The organism is Micromonospora sp. bgisy143 (assembly GCF_057708145.1).
The window spans coordinates 164,798-177,718 of sequence record NZ_JBYIRN010000005.1 but is presented as its reverse complement, the minus strand read 5'-3'; the positions used below and the strand labels follow the sequence as shown (position 1 = coordinate 177,718).

The following is a 12,921-nucleotide window of genomic DNA, read 5'->3' as shown; positions in this document are numbered from 1 at the left end:
GTCCGACCTCGGGTCCCGGTCGCGGCCCCCGGTCGGAGCCCACCTCCTCCCTGGGTAGGAGGTGAAGTGCAGGGCGGACCGGTGCCGATGCTGGCACAATGGCCGGCCTGCCGACCGGGGGAGTGACCGTGACGATCAGCGAGGACCGAGTCCAGCCGAACGAGACGACCGTGCCGCTGCTGCCCTGCCCGGCGCCGGAGGAGACCCTGGCGTTCTGGCGAGCCCTCGGCTTCGAGGTGACCTACGAGCAACTGCGGCCGTACGTGTACCTGGCGTTCCGGTTCAGCGGGTTCGACCTGCACTACGGCCCCGCGCCCAAGGACCTCGACCCGGCGCGGGAGCAGTCCGGCGGGGCGCTGGTGATGGTCGACGCGGTCGCGCCGTACCACGCCGCGTTCGCCGAGGCGATGCGCCGCGCGTACGGCAAGGTGCTCGTCAAGGGCCTGCCCCGGATGACCCGCTTCCGGGCGGGGGCGTCGCGGTTCAGCATCGTCGACCCGTGCGGCAACACCATCGTCTTCATCCGCCGCGACGAGCCGAAGGACCTGGAGTACGGCGGGTCGTCCAAGCTCCAGGGGCTGGCCCGGGTGCTGGACAACGCGCGGATCCTGCGCGAGTTCAAGACCGACGACCGGGCCGCCTACCGGGCGCTCGACTCGGGGATGCGCCGCCGGGCCGAGGACGCCCCGGTGGTCGAGCAGGCGATGGCGCTCGCCGCGCTCGTCGAGTTGTCGGTGGCGCTGGGCAAGACCGACCGGGTACCCGAGTGGGGTGCCCGGTTGCGCACGCTGACCTTGACGGAGTCGGAGCGTACCCAGGTCGCGGCCTATGTCGCGGACCCGGCGCTGCTGGAACCGTTCTGGCCCGACCCACGGTGACCGCCCCCGGCCCGGTCAGCGGTTGGCGTTGCTGCGGCGGAACAGCAGTGTCACGCCGCCGAGCAGGACGAGGAGCAGGCCGGTGAACCAGTTCATGGCCGTGATCGTGCTGACCCCACGGGTGGCGATGCCGATGCCCAGGGCCGGCAGGCTCATCCCGAGGTAGGCGATGAGGAACAGCCCGGCCAGGGCCTCACCGCGCCGGGCGGGCACGGCCATCGCCGCGACCGTACCGACGGCGGCCTTGAACAGCACGCCCGCGCCGACTCCCGCGAGCACGCCGCCGAGCAGGAACGCGGTCAGGCTCGCGGTGTGCATCCCGACCAGCACGACGGGCACGCCGACGGCCTGCGCCAGCAACCCGAGCCGGACCTTCGCCGAGGCGGGCAGCCGGGTGGTGAGGCTCTGCGCCACGGCCGCGCCGCCGAACACGGCGAACACGACCGCGCCGGCCAGCGCCCGCGACGGCAGGTGCAGGGCACCGGCGACGAAGCCCGGCGCCACGGAGGTGAAGAGGCCGAACACGGCGAACGAGGCGAAGCCGGCGGCGGTCGCCGCCACGTACCCGGCGGGGTCGCCGTGGTCGGCGCTGATCCGCTGCGGCCGGTAGGCCGGCGTCACCAGGCGTTCCCGCACCGTCTCCGGAGTCGCCGCGACCGCCACCAGGCTGACGGTCAGCAGCACCGCGAACACCAGGTACGGGGTGCGCAGCGGCGCGTGGACGTACTGGGCCAGGACGCCCGCGACCAGCGCGCCCACGCCGAGGCCGCCGATGTTCGCGGCGGTGGAGACCACCTCGAAGCGCTGCCGGGACGCGCCGGGGCGGTGCGCCGCGTGCAACTCCTGCAGGTACGCGGTGGCGGTCGCGGTGATCATGCCGATGCCCAGACCGCTCACCAGCCGGGCGAGCAGCAGCACCGGCAGCGACGTGTCGCCCAGGAACAGCGCGGCGGCGACCAGCTCCAACGCCAGCGCCGGGACGAGGATCTTCTTGCGGCCGACCCAGTCCGACACGTGCCCGGCGAGCAGCAGGCTGATCACCACACCCACCGCGTACGCCGCGAACACGATCGTGACCATGAACGTGGAGAAGCCGTCCCGCGCCTGGTAGAGCGGGTAGAGCGGGGACGGCACGGTGCAGAACGCCATCGCGGTGAGGAACGCCAGGGCGATCGCCCAGAAGCCACGGCCGTGGCGGGACGATCCTTCGTGCGGGTCACCCGGTGCGAGGGGCTGTCGGGAGGGCAGGGTCGTTGACGACATGGCCCCACTGTCACCCCAGCCGATCATCACGTCCAACGAAAGTTGACGCTAGTTACCATCGCCGTAGGTGATACTTGGCGGCGTGGAACTGCGGCAACTCGAGTACTTCGTCGCGGTGGCCGAGGAGCAGAACTTCACCCGCGCCGCCGCCCGCCTGCACGTCGTCCAGTCCGCCGTCTCCGCGGCGGTCAAGACCCTCGAACGCGAGCTGGGCGCGGCGCTGCTGGATCGCAACTCCAAGCGCGTCCTGCTCACCGACGCCGGTGCGGCGCTGCTACCCCGCGCCCGGATCGCCCTGGACGCGGCCCGCGACGCCCGCGACGCGGTCGCCGAGGTGCACGGCGGCCTGCGGGGCACCCTGCGGATCGGCACCATGACCTCGATCCGGCTGCTGCACCTGCCGGCCCTGCTCGGCGAGTTCCACCGTCGGCATCCCGGGGTGCTGCTGCACACCAGCGTCGCGCCGTCCGGCTCCCAGGGGCTGATCGACGCGCTCACCGAGCGCCGGCTCGACCTCGCTTTCGTCTCGCTGCCCGGCGCGCCACCCGCCGAGATCTACCTGACCGAGCTGGCCCGCTCGGTGATCGACCTTGTCGTACCGGACGATCATCCGCTGGCCGCCCGCGAAGCGGTGTCGCTGCACGACCTCGCCGGCCTCGACTTCATCGACTCCCCGATCGGGTACGGCAACCGCACCGTCACCGACCGGGCGTTCGCCACCGCCGGCCTGTCCCGACGCGTGACCATCGAGATCCCCGACATCGCCACCGGCGTCGACCACGTCCGGCACGGCCTGGGCATCGCGCTGCTGCCCCGCTTCGTCGTCGCCGACGCTCCCGGCGTCCGCACCCTCACCGTCACCGACGCCGACCTGGACTGGATCGCGTCGCTGGCCACGCCGGTGGACCGCCCGGTCGGCGCGGCCGCCCGCGCCCTCATCGCCCTGACCGGCGAGTTCCTGCCATGACGAGGACGATCCTGCTCTGGACCAGACCGTGATGCGACAGAGGGTCCCTAGGCGTCGTTCTTGCCCCAGTTGCCGAGTGCGACGATCGCCTCGCGCAGGGCGAGTCCACGATCGGTCAGTGCATAGGCCCGCGTGTTGTGTCGAAGGGGCAGGCGGAACAGCACGCCAGCCGCTTCGAGCTCGCGCAGGCGTGTCGCGAGCATGTTCGTCGGCACGCCGAGGTCGCGCTGCAGATCGCCGTAGCGTTGTGGTCCGTCGAGCAGCCGTTCGACGATGAGCAGGGCCCACCGTGCTCCCACGATGTCGAGGGCCGTGGCGAGGTCGCTCACGCGGTCGGATCGGCGTCCGTCTTCATCCAGAACGGTGAGTAGTGGTAGCCGTCGGGGTCGTCGAATTGGCGCTGGTACATGAAGGGGTAGTCGTCGGTGTCACCGATCCGCCCGCCGGCGGCGCCGGCGCGGTCGACGAGCTCGTCGACCGCCTCGCGGCTGCCCAGGTTGAACGAGACCGTGACCTTCGAGGGCGTATCTGGTCCGCCGACGAGCTCTTCGACTCCGCCGACGCTCGCGTACATCTCGCGGCTGCCGAGCATGACGTACTGCTCGGGGGCGATCGCGAAGCACGACACATTGTGGTCGGACATCTCCGTGTTGAGGGTCCAGCCGAGGGCTGTGTAGAAGGCGGTCGCGCGCTCGACGCTCTCGACCGGGCAGGTGATGAAGAGGCTCATGCGTGCCATGCTTGCAAAATGCAAGTGACCCGTCAAGGGGCATGCGTCCCGCAGGATCGGGTACCGCGATCGGCCGGCAGTGCGACTCCGCGGCCAGATGGACCTTGGTGGTCACGCTGGCGGTCCGCCGCACCACTCCGACGGTCGGAGTCAGTCGTCCCACCGGTTCTCGAACGGCAGGGCGAGCCGCCGCACGTCGTCCTGCAACTCGGCGGACGCGCCGTGCTCGCGCAGTACGGGCGGCGCGGTCCGTAGCACCCACAACGACAGGGTGGCGCACCAGTCGGCCGCGTCATGCCAGCCCTGCCAGGGGAGCATGTCGCCCGGTAGGTCGTAGTTCCAGTGCTCGACGGCGACCACGAACCGCGTCGCCGCGGTCTGGTCACCCAGCAGGCTGGCCCAGGTGGTCAGCCACGGCGTGAGCCGTACGGAGATCTCGGCGAGGAATCCCAGCGCCTCGTGGGCTGGTACGGCGGCGTCGGGATCGATCAGGATGTGCCGCCACCACGCATCCAGGAACGCCTGCACGGCGTCACGCTGCGCACCCGGCCACTCCCACCAGCGGCCACGGATGAAGAGTCCCATCAATCCGTCGATCAGCACCACGTCGCCGCTCACCAGCCCCTGGGCCACCTGCGGCAGTATCCGGCGCAGTAGCGGCCCCGGATAGGTCCAGTCAGCCAACCAGTAGGTGCGCCGGAGCAGGTCGTCGTCGAGGGGAACGTCGGGCGTCTTGAGCAGAGCCAACTCCTGCGCGCTGCCCCAGTGGCACTCGCAGTTGGACTCCGACGGGTGGGCGGTCATGCCGCGGAACGTGGCGGCCACACCCGCCAGCGCGGCTGCCAGCTTGTCGTGCACGTCGGTGAGATCAGGGGCCACGGGAACGCCTTCGGGGACTCCGCGCGGTACGCCGCCGAAGAGAGCGAGTCTAGACCACGGCCAGAACCAACGCGGGCGCCTGGAATCCGCCCTGCGGTGTGCGGTCGTTGCCGGACCCAGGCTGTTCTTCGTAACGTGGATCCGCCACACTCCCCGTTATGCGTGATCGTTCTCGCCGGTGGGCGTGGGTCGGGGTCTTCGTTGTCGGGCTGATCCTCTACCTAGCGGTGCTGCGGACCCTGGTCCGCACCCAGAATCCGAACTTCGTGCCCGCGCTGATCCTGCTCGGCGCGACCCTGGCGCCCCTGACGTTCCTGACGTTCGCCCAGGCCCGTACCGGGCGGTGGCAGGTGCCGGCGTGGGTGCTGGTGACCTCGGCGTTCTTCGGTGGGGTGATCGGTACGGTGGTCGCCGGCACCCTGGAGTACGACACCCTGCGCGGCCTCGGCACCCTGCCCATGGTGTTCGTGGCGCTGATCGAGGAGTCGGCCAAGCTGATCGTCCCGGTGGTGCTGTTGTTCACGGCCCTGGCACAGCACCGCCGCCGGGTGCCGTCCGACGGCCTGGTCATCGGCGTGGCCGCCGGCATGGGCTTCGCCGCGTTGGAGACGATGGGGTACGCCTTCACCGCGCTGCTCAGCTCGAAGGGCAACATCGGCGCGGTGGAGCAGACCCTGTTCATCCGTGGGCTGACCGCCCCCGCCGGGCACACCGCCTGGACCGGCCTTACCGCCGGGGCGCTGTGGGCGCTGCTGGCCACCCCGAGCGTCCGCCGGCTGTTCGGGTTCCTCGGCACCTTCGTGGGCGTCGTCGCCCTGCATACGCTCTGGGACACCTTCACCGGCTCGATCGTCTTCGTGGTCGTGGCGCTCGTCAGCATCGGCTGGCTGTTCTGGGAGTTGCGCCGCTACCGGACCTTCGGCGATCACCTGGCCGTCGAACATCGATAGCCCGACCCCGCCCACCATGCCTCCCTCGGCCGCCACGACCCGGCCGGGGGAGGCGTTGCTCTGCTGAACCCGCTGCGGCCGGCCCGACCGCTCATCTAGTGTCGGAGTATTCATATTTCGGGTCTTTGGTGGGAAAGGTGCAGCGATGGGGGTGCGCCGCTGGATCGCGAGCTGGCCGCTCTATCGCCAGCTCGCCGGCACCGACCCGCTCGGTCGCGGTGCCGCCGCCAAGTCGGCGGGCTCGGCCGCTCTGACGGCCCGCACCGAGACCGCCGATTCTGTCGCGCGGTCGGTGTGTCCGTACTGCGCGGTGGGATGTGGTCAGCGGGTGTTCGTCACCGACGGCCGGGTCACGCAGATCGAGGGTGATCCGGACAGTCCGATCTCGCGGGGCCGCCTGTGTCCCAAGGGATCGGCCAGCAAGAGCCTGGTGACGAGTCCGCTGCGCCAGACCACCGTCCGTTACCGCCGGCCGTACGGCACCGAGTGGGAGGACCTGGACCTCGACACGGCGCTGAACATGATCGCGGACCGGGTCCTCGCGGCCCGGGACGAGACCTGGGAGGACGTGGACGAGCAGGGCCGGCCCCTGAACCGGACGCTGGGGATCTCCAGTCTCGGTGGCGCCACGCTGGACAACGAGGAGAACTATCTCATCAAGAAGTTGTTCACGGCGATGGGGGCGTTGCAGATCGAGAACCAGGCGCGTATTTGACACTCCGCCACCGTCCCCGGTCTGGGGACCAGCTTCGGTCGCGGCGGCGCCACCCAGTACCAGCAGGACCTGTCGAACTCCGACGTCATCGTCATCCAGGGTTCGAACATGGCCGAGGCGCACCCGGTGGGTTTCCAGTGGGTGATGGAGGCCAAGCGCCGCGGCGCCAAGGTGTTCCACGTCGATCCGCGCTTCACCCGTACGAGCGCGCTGGCCGACGCGTACCTGCCGATCCGGGCGGGCACGGACATCGCGCTGCTCGGTGGGGTGATCCGCTACATCCTCGACAACGAGTTGGACTTCCGCGAGTACGTCCTCGCCTACACCAACGCGGCCACCATCGTCGGCGAGGATTTCCGGGACTGCGAGGACATGCACGGGCTCTTCTCCGGCTTCGTCGAGGAGAACGCCAGCTACGACCAGAGCAGCTGGCAGTACGAGGGCGCCCCGGAGAACATCTCCACCCGCGACACGGAGACGCAGCGGGAGACGGGGGCCGGCCTGGAGCACGAGTCGCACGGCGCGCCGGTGGGCGGGCAGACGCAGCGGGACGAGACGTTGCAGCACCCACGCTGCGTCTACCAGATCCTCAAGCGGCACTACGACCGCTACACCCCTGAGATGGTGGAGCGGGTCTGCGGGATTCCGCAGGAGAAGTTCCTGGAGTTGGCGCGGGCGTGGACCGAGAATTCCGGTCGGGAACGCACCGGCATGCTGGTGTACTCGGTCGGCTGGACGCAGCACAGCGTCGGTGTGCAGTACATTCGCGCCGGGGCGATCATCCAACTCCTGCTGGGCAACATGGGCCGCCCGGGTGGTGGGGTGATGGCGCTGCGCGGGCACGCCAGCATCCAGGGCTCCACCGACATCCCGACCCTGTTCAACCTGCTGCCGGGCTACCTGCCCATGCCGCACCACGCCGACCACCCGACCCTCGACGAGTGGATCAACAGCATCGCCCATCCCGACCAGAAGGGCTTCTGGGGCAACGCGCGCGCCTACGGGGTGAACCTGCTCAAGGCGTACTGGGGTGACGCGGCCACCGCCGACAACGACTTCTGCTACGGCTACCTGCCCCGGATGACCGGCGACCACGGCACGTACCAGCAGGTCCTGGACATGATCGACGGGAAGATCAAGGGGTACTTCCTGCTCGGGCAGAACCCGGCGGTGGGTTCGGCGCACGGCCGGGCGCAACGCCTCGGCATGGCGAACCTCGACTGGCTGGTCGTGCGGGACCTGTTCATGGTCGAGAGCGCGACCTTCTGGAAGAACGGTCCGGAGATCGAGACGGGCGAGATCGTGCCCGAGGAGTGCCGGACCGAGGTGTTCTTCCTCCCGGCGGCGTCGCACGTGGAGAAGGAGGGCACGTTCACGCAGACGCAGCGGTTGTTGCAGTGGCGGGAGAAGGCCGTCGAACCGCCGGGCGACGCCCGCTCCGAGTTGTGGTTCTTCTACCACCTCGGCCGCATCATCCGCGAACGCCTGGCGCGCTCGACCCGCCCCCGGGACCGCGCGCTGCTCGACCTCACCTGGGACTACCCCACGCACGGTCCGAACGCGGAGCCCAGCGCCGAGGCGGTCCTGCGCGAGATCAACGGGTACGAGGTCGCCAGCGGCCGACCCCTCGCCAGCTACACGGAGATGACCGACGACGGCTCCACGGCGGGCGGCTGCTGGATCTACACCGGCGTGTACGCCGACGGCGTCAACCAGGCCGCCCGCCGCAAGCCCGGCGCGGAACAGTCCCTGGTGGCGCTCGAATGGGGTTGGGCGTGGCCGTCCAACCGGCGGATCCTCTACAACCGCGCCTCGGCCGACCCGGACGGCAACCCGTGGAGCGAGCGCAAGAAGTACGTCTGGTGGGACCCGGACAAGGGCGAGTGGACCGGCTACGACGTACCGGACTTCGAGAAGACCAAGGCACCCTCGTACCGGCCCCCGCCGAACACCTCGGGCGTCGCGGGCATCGCGGGTGACGACCCGTTCATCCTCCAGGGCGACGGCAAGGGTTGGCTGTACGCGCCCAGCGGCGTCTTGGACGGGCCGCTGCCGACCCACTACGAGCCGGTCGAGTCGCCGGTGCGCAACCCGCTCTACCGCCAGCAGGCCAACCCGACCCGCAAGGTCTACACCCACCCGATCAACAACCTCAACCCGAGCCCGCCGGAGCAGCACAGCGACGTCTTCCCGTACGTGTTCACGGTCAGCCGGCTCACCGAGCACCACACCGCCGGTGGGATGAGCCGGACCGTGCCGCACCTCGCCGAGTTGCAACCGGAGATGTTCGTCGAGGTGTCACCCGAGCTGGCGGTCGACCGAGGGTTGAGTCACCTGGATTGGGCGCACCTGGTCACCACCCGCGCGGCCATCGAGGCGCGGGTGCTGGTGACCGACCGCGTGACGCCGCTACGGGTGGACGGTCGGATCCTGCACCAGGTGTGGCTGCCGTACCACTTCGGCTTCGAGGGTCTGGTCACCGGTGACTCGGCCAACGACCTGTTCGGCATCACCCTGGACCCCAACGTCCTCATCCAGGAGAGCAAGGTCGGCACGTGCGACATACGGCCCGGCCGGCGTCCGAGAGGGCAGGAGCTGCTGGACCTCGTCGTCGACTACCGGCGACGGTCGGGCAACCTGAGCCACCGCTACCCACCGCTGGTCACGACGGACGTCGCCGACAGCAGCAGCGACCAGGAGGACTGAGCGATGCCGCACGCCAACGCCCTGTACGGGCCGCTCGATCCGGCCCCGGACGCGGGTTATGTGGACGCGCCGGAGCGGATGGGGTTCTTCACCGACACGAGTGTGTGTATCGGGTGCAAGGCGTGTGAGGTGGCGTGCAAGGAGTGGAACGGGGTTCCGGAGAGTGGTCTGGATCTGTTGGGGATGTCGTACGACAACACGGGGGCGTTGACGGCGAACTCGTGGCGGCACGTCGCGTTCGTGGAGCAGCCGCGCGGGGCCGGCTGGGCGACCCCGGCGTTCGCCGGTTACCCGGACGGACCGGCGGTCAGCCCGGCGACGGCGGCCGTCGGGGCGCGGACCGACGCCGACACCGGTACGGACCCGGGTCTGCCACCCGGCTCGCCCGGCGCGGCCACCCGCATGTCCGGCGGCCCGGAGTTTCTGGGTATGCCGGGGGCGCAGCCGCCGGGGCGGGGTACCGGTGTGGAGGGTCGCAGTGATTTTCGTTGGTTGATGATGTCGGATGTGTGTAAGCACTGCACGCATGCGGCTTGTTTGGATGTGTGTCCGACGGGGTCGTTGTTCCGGACGGAGTTCGGGACGGTGGTGGTGCAGGAGGACATCTGTAACGGGTGTGGGTACTGCATTTCGGCGTGTCCGTACGGGGTGATCGATCAGCGTCGGGGTGATGGTCGGGCGTGGAAGTGCACGCTGTGTTATGACCGTCTGGGTGCGGGGATGACGCCGGCGTGTGCGCAGGCGTGTCCGACCGAGTCGATCCAGTACGGGCCCCTGGAGGAGTTGCGGGACCGCGCGGCGGCGCGGGTGCGGGTGTTGCACGAGCGGGGTGTGCCCGAGGCGCGGTTGTACGGGCATGACCCGAACGATGGTGTGGGTGGTGACGGGGCGTTCTTCCTGTTGTTGGACGAGCCCGAGGTGTACGGGCTGCCACCGGATCCGGTGGTGACCACCCGGGACCTACCGGCGATGTGGAAACGCGCCGGCGTCGCCGCCCTGACGATGGCCGCCGCCACGGTGGTCGCGTTCCTCGGCAGGCGGCCATGACCGACCCGACAACACCGGTGGGGGACCGGTTCCGCGCGTACCAGGCCCGCCTCGACCAGCCCGGCGGGCGGCGCGGGCGCGGACACGGCGGCGAGCAGTTGACCGTGCCACCGGCCGACTTCAGCTCCTACTACGGTCGGCCGATCCTCAAGGCGCCGGTGTGGAAGCGCGACATCGGCGGATACCTGTTCACCGGTGGCCTCGCCGCCGGCGGCGCCCTGATCGGCGCGGGCGCCCAACTGACCGGACGCCCCGCCTTGCGCCGGGTGGGCCGCTGGACGGCCCTCGGCGGCACCCTCGCCAGCGCGTACCTGCTGGTGCACGACCTCGGTCGGCCGGAACGGTTCCACCACATGCTCCGGGTCGCCAAACCGACCTCTCCCATGTCGATGGGCACCTGGATCCTCACCGCGTTCGGCCCGGCCGCCGGGGTGGCCGCAGTCGCCGAACTCGCGCCCCGGCTACCGCGACACGGGGTGCTGGGCCTCGCCCGTCGGCTGGCGCCCGGCGTCGGTGACGTCGCCGGTCTCGCCGCGGCGGCCACCGCCCCGGCGCTGGCCACGTACACCGGGGTCCTGCTCGCCGACACCGCCGTACCGGCCTGGCATGACGCGTACCCCTTCATCCCGTTCGTCTTCGGCGGCAGCGCGCTCGCCGCGGCCGCCGGGGTCGGTCTCATCGCGGCGCCCGCCGCCGAGACCGGGCCGCTGCGCCGGCTCGCCGCCGCCGGCGCGGCCATCAAGCTGGTCGGTGGCCACCGGATGGAGCGGCTCTGGATCACCGGCGAGCCCTACCGCAGCGGTCACAGCGGCCGCCTGGTCCGGGCGGGCAACGTGCTGCTCAGCGTCGGTGCGGTCGCCGCGCTGTTCTCCCGACGCAGCCGGCTCCTGTCGGTGCTCTCCGGCGCGGCCCTGGTGGCCTCGTCGCTGGCCACCCGGTTCGGGATCTTCGAGGCGGGCGCGGTGTCCGCGCGCGATCCGAAGTACACCGTCGTACCCCAGCGGGAACGCCTCGCCGACGGCGGCCCGGCGGTGGACGTGCGGTGAACGCCGACCGCCTCAGCTCGTGAACAGCTTCGCGGCCGTGCTCAGGGTCTGCACGATCCCGTAGCCGAGCAGCACCGCGACGAGCAGCCACGACAGCCAGAGCCGGCCGGTCTGGTCACCGACGTGGTCGGGCACCGGTGGCGTGCTCTGCGGGCCGAGGGCGACCGGCTCGGTGACGCTGGCCTTCGCCACCGGCGAGGTCGACCCCCGGTCCGGCTCGTGGAACCGGTCGGGCACGGCACGGACCAGCAGGTTGGCGACGAAGCCGATGGCGAGCACACCGACCATGGTGAACAGGGCGGGCCGGTACGCCGACGCGGTGAGCGTCCCGGGCTTGCCCTGGGTGTCGAGGATCCGGTTGACGATCAACGGCCCGGCTACGCCCGCCGCCGACCAGGCGGTCAGCAGCCGCCCGTGGATGGCTCCGACCTGAAAGGTCCCGAAGAGGTCCCGCAGGTACGCGGGCATGGTGGCGAAGCCGCCGCCGTAGAACGAGATGATCAGCGCGGCGATCAGCACGAAGAGCGCCGTCGCCGCGTGCCCGGCCACCGCGAGCAGCGCGTAGAGCACCATGCCGACGCCGAGGTAGACCAGGTAGATCGGTTTACGGCCGATCAGGTCGGACGTCGTCGACCAGACGAACCGGCCGGCCATGTTGAACAGCGACAGCACGCCCACGAAACCGGCCGCCGCCGACACCGACACGGCGGTGGACCCGTTGTCCCGGAAGAAGTCCTGGATCATCGGGCTGGCCTGCTCCAGGATGCCGATGCCCGCCGTGACGTTGCAGAACAGCACGATCCACAGCAGCCAGAACGAGCGGGTCCGTACGGCGTTTGACGCGGACACGCTCGCCCTCGTCACCAGCGGTCGGGTGGCGACGCGGGCGGGGTCGAACCCGGCGGGCCGCCAGTCGGGTGGTGGCACCCGCACGTTGAACGGACCGAACATCATGATCACGAAGTAGCCGATGCCGAACGTGACGAAGAGCCCCACCAGGGCGCCCCCCGAGGCCACCGCCGCCGGGTTCGCCGGGTTGTAGTCGGCGTCGTAGAGCGACAGCAGTTGGCGCGCGAGCGGACCGGCGACCAGGGCGCCGCCGCCGAACCCCATGATCGCCAGGCCGGTGGCGAGACCCGGGCGGTCCGGGAACCACTTGATCAGCGTGGAGACCGGTGAGATGTAGCCGATGCCGAGCCCGATGCCGCCGATGACGCCGTAGCCGAGGTAGAGCAGCCACAACTGCTTCGTGGCGATGCCCAGTGCCCCGACCAGGAAGCCGGTGGCCCAGAAGCAGGCGGAGACGAACATCGCCCGCCGTGGGCCGTTGCGCTCCACCCAGCGGCCGCCCACCGCCGCCGACGACCCCAGCATGACGATGGCGATGCTGAAGATCGCCCCGATCGCGGTCTGGCTGGTGTGGAAGTGCGCGATGAGGGAGTTCTTGTAGACGCTCGTCGCGTAGACCTGACCGATGCAGACGTGCACGGCCAGCGCCGCGGTCGGGATGAGCCAGCGGCTGTATCCCGGGGGAGCGACGGTGTGCCGGGGATCGAATACCGACAGCATGAGCTCCGCACCTCCTGCGGGTGAGCGGGCAGGCGGCGGGCGCGTCCGGCGTTCGCCGTTGATCGGCTGTGTTTCACGTTACGTGCTCGCCGGGCGTGGCTCTCGGATACCGGAAAACGCGCCGACCCCGGATCGGGGCGGCCGGGCCCTGCTGAGAACCTGCCCAAGTCA

At 70.5% G+C, this 12,921-nt stretch carries 10 protein-coding genes and 1 pseudogene; 6 read left to right on the top strand and 5 right to left on the bottom strand.

Annotated elements, in window-relative coordinates; translation table 11 throughout:
- Positions 1 to 128 precede the first annotated feature (128 nt).
- The gene (locus AC3EN4_RS10150) at positions 129 to 878 is read left to right on the top strand and encodes a VOC family protein (protein WP_435205673.1); all 750 of its coding nucleotides are present in this window, start codon (positions 129 to 131) and stop codon (positions 876 to 878) included.
- A gap of 15 nt (positions 879 to 893) precedes the next feature.
- Here AC3EN4_RS10150 and AC3EN4_RS10145 read toward each other — a convergent pair whose 3' ends face one another.
- Positions 894 to 2,141 carry an MFS transporter gene (locus AC3EN4_RS10145; RefSeq protein ID WP_435205672.1) on the bottom strand — a complete coding sequence of 416 codons (1,248 nt, stop codon included), beginning with the start codon at positions 2,139 to 2,141 and terminating at the stop codon, positions 894 to 896.
- A gap of 82 nt (positions 2,142 to 2,223) precedes the next feature.
- Here AC3EN4_RS10145 and AC3EN4_RS10140 point away from each other — a divergent pair, with 82 nt between their 5' ends.
- On the top strand, positions 2,224 to 3,108 hold the full coding sequence (locus AC3EN4_RS10140; protein ID WP_435205671.1) for a LysR family transcriptional regulator: 885 nt from the start codon (positions 2,224 to 2,226) through the stop codon (positions 3,106 to 3,108).
- A 47-nt stretch (positions 3,109 to 3,155) separates the two neighbouring features.
- On the opposite strand, the gene AC3EN4_RS10135 is transcribed toward AC3EN4_RS10140, so the two are convergent.
- From AC3EN4_RS10135 to AC3EN4_RS10125, 3 genes are all read right to left on the bottom strand, one after another.
- On the bottom strand, positions 3,156 to 3,437 hold the full coding sequence (locus AC3EN4_RS10135; RefSeq protein WP_435205670.1) for a winged helix-turn-helix transcriptional regulator: 282 nt from the start codon (positions 3,435 to 3,437) through the stop codon (positions 3,156 to 3,158).
- Complete coding sequence (locus tag AC3EN4_RS10130) at positions 3,434 to 3,838, bottom strand: VOC family protein (RefSeq protein WP_435205669.1); 405 nt, start codon at positions 3,836 to 3,838, stop codon at positions 3,434 to 3,436. Before AC3EN4_RS10130 ends, AC3EN4_RS10135 begins: the two co-directional genes overlap by 4 nt.
- 150 nt (positions 3,839 to 3,988) lie before the next feature.
- On the bottom strand, positions 3,989 to 4,717 hold the full coding sequence (locus tag AC3EN4_RS10125) for a hypothetical protein (RefSeq protein ID WP_435205668.1): 729 nt from the start codon (positions 4,715 to 4,717) through the stop codon (positions 3,989 to 3,991).
- A gap of 158 nt (positions 4,718 to 4,875) precedes the next feature.
- Between AC3EN4_RS10125 and AC3EN4_RS10120 the strand changes: the two genes are divergently transcribed.
- The 4 genes and pseudogenes from AC3EN4_RS10120 (at position 4,876) to nrfD (ending at position 11,181) form a co-directional block, all read left to right on the top strand.
- On the top strand, positions 4,876 to 5,667 hold the full coding sequence (locus tag AC3EN4_RS10120) for a PrsW family intramembrane metalloprotease (RefSeq protein WP_435205667.1): 792 nt from the start codon (positions 4,876 to 4,878) through the stop codon (positions 5,665 to 5,667).
- 145 nt (positions 5,668 to 5,812) lie between these two features.
- A pseudogene (fdh, locus tag AC3EN4_RS10115) lies at positions 5,813 to 9,061 on the top strand (formate dehydrogenase); the annotation flags it as partial.
- A gap of 30 nt (positions 9,062 to 9,091) precedes the next feature.
- On the top strand, positions 9,092 to 10,135 hold the full coding sequence (locus AC3EN4_RS10110) for a 4Fe-4S dicluster domain-containing protein (protein ID WP_435205665.1): 1,044 nt from the start codon (positions 9,092 to 9,094) through the stop codon (positions 10,133 to 10,135).
- Complete coding sequence (gene nrfD, locus AC3EN4_RS10105; RefSeq protein WP_435205664.1) at positions 10,132 to 11,181, top strand: NrfD/PsrC family molybdoenzyme membrane anchor subunit; 1,050 nt, start codon at positions 10,132 to 10,134, stop codon at positions 11,179 to 11,181. The genes AC3EN4_RS10110 and nrfD overlap by 4 nt, the downstream gene beginning before the upstream one ends.
- A 12-nt stretch (positions 11,182 to 11,193) precedes the next feature.
- On the opposite strand, the gene AC3EN4_RS10100 is transcribed toward nrfD, so the two are convergent.
- Entirely contained in the window at positions 11,194 to 12,750 is a 1,557-nt protein-coding gene (locus AC3EN4_RS10100; protein WP_435205663.1) for an OFA family MFS transporter, read from the bottom strand.
- Positions 12,751 to 12,921 lie beyond the last annotated feature (171 nt).

Coding starts and splice junctions, on each gene's coding strand:
- AC3EN4_RS10120 (WP_435205667.1), top strand. CDS start 4,876: ATGCGTGATCGTTCTCGCCGGTGGGCGTGGGTCGGGGTCTTCGTTGTC.
- AC3EN4_RS10130 (WP_435205669.1), bottom strand. CDS start 3,838: ATGAGCCTCTTCATCACCTGCCCGGTCGAGAGCGTCGAGCGCGCGACC.
- AC3EN4_RS10145 (WP_435205672.1), bottom strand. CDS start 2,141: ATGTCGTCAACGACCCTGCCCTCCCGACAGCCCCTCGCACCGGGTGAC.
- AC3EN4_RS10100 (WP_435205663.1), bottom strand. CDS start 12,750: ATGCTGTCGGTATTCGATCCCCGGCACACCGTCGCTCCCCCGGGATAC.
- nrfD (WP_435205664.1), top strand. CDS start 10,132: ATGACCGACCCGACAACACCGGTGGGGGACCGGTTCCGCGCGTACCAG.
- AC3EN4_RS10110 (WP_435205665.1), top strand. CDS start 9,092: ATGCCGCACGCCAACGCCCTGTACGGGCCGCTCGATCCGGCCCCGGAC.